Source organism: Stenotrophomonas pictorum JCM 9942 (assembly GCF_001310775.1).
Classification (GTDB): Bacteria; Pseudomonadota; Gammaproteobacteria; order Xanthomonadales; family Xanthomonadaceae; genus Stenotrophomonas; species Stenotrophomonas pictorum.
Genome location: NZ_BAZI01000727.1, coordinates 1 through 739, shown reverse-complemented (window position 1 = coordinate 739; position 739 = coordinate 1). Strand labels below are relative to the sequence as shown.

The window sequence follows — 739 nt, the reverse complement described above, 5'->3', positions numbered from 1 at the left end:
CGCGAACGCCGTACCCGGCGCACTGGCGCGGGCGAATTCGCCAAAACGCCTGAGCATCTCCCCGCGCACACTGGCGCGGGCGCGCGACAGGCGTTTGCGCACGGCCGCATCGCTCAGGCCCAGCAGCAGCGCGACCTGCTGCGAGCTCTGGCCTTCGCGGTAGAACAGCAGCAGGGTTTCGCGGCTGTCCTCGGGCAGCGCGGAGATGATCTCCGCCGCCGCCAGCTCTTCTTCCACCCGCATCAGTACGTCGGCGCCATTGGGCGAGGGGTCGGCTGCCATGCCGATGGCGATCTCGGCCGCCTCACCGCTGAGCGGGCGGTTGCGGTTGGCGCGCAGCCAGTCGCGGGCCAGATTGCGGGTGATCTGCCGCAGCCATGGCAGGAAGCTGGAGGTGTTGCTGAGCTGGTTGAGCTGCTGCCAGGCCTTGATGAAGGCTTCCTGGGCGATGTCCTCGCTGGCGTGCACGTCACGGGTGATCGCCAGCGCGATCGCCGTCACCGTGTTCTGGCAGACCGCCACGATGCGCCCATAGGACTGCGTGCAGCCGTTGCGGGCGGCAGGCAGGTCGCGTTGCAGGGTGGCTTCCAGCTGGGCGGTGGTCATCGGCGGCTCCGGTGGACGATGCAAGGCATGACGGACGCCGGCGCCGGATGTGACCGCGGCTCAGTTGCGCGGGGGCTGCGCGCTGGGCTGGATGCGCACACGGACCTCGTCGGTCCGGTCCTGCGCCGGTGCG

1 protein-coding gene is annotated in these 739 nt (G+C 70.2%); it reads right to left on the bottom strand.

The annotated features are described in order from the left end of the window. The coding region (locus JCM9942_RS17320) for an RNA polymerase sigma factor (protein ID WP_157723056.1) at positions 1-606 on the bottom strand (606 nt) is incomplete at its 3' end. Positions 607-739: the final 133 nt, after the last annotated feature.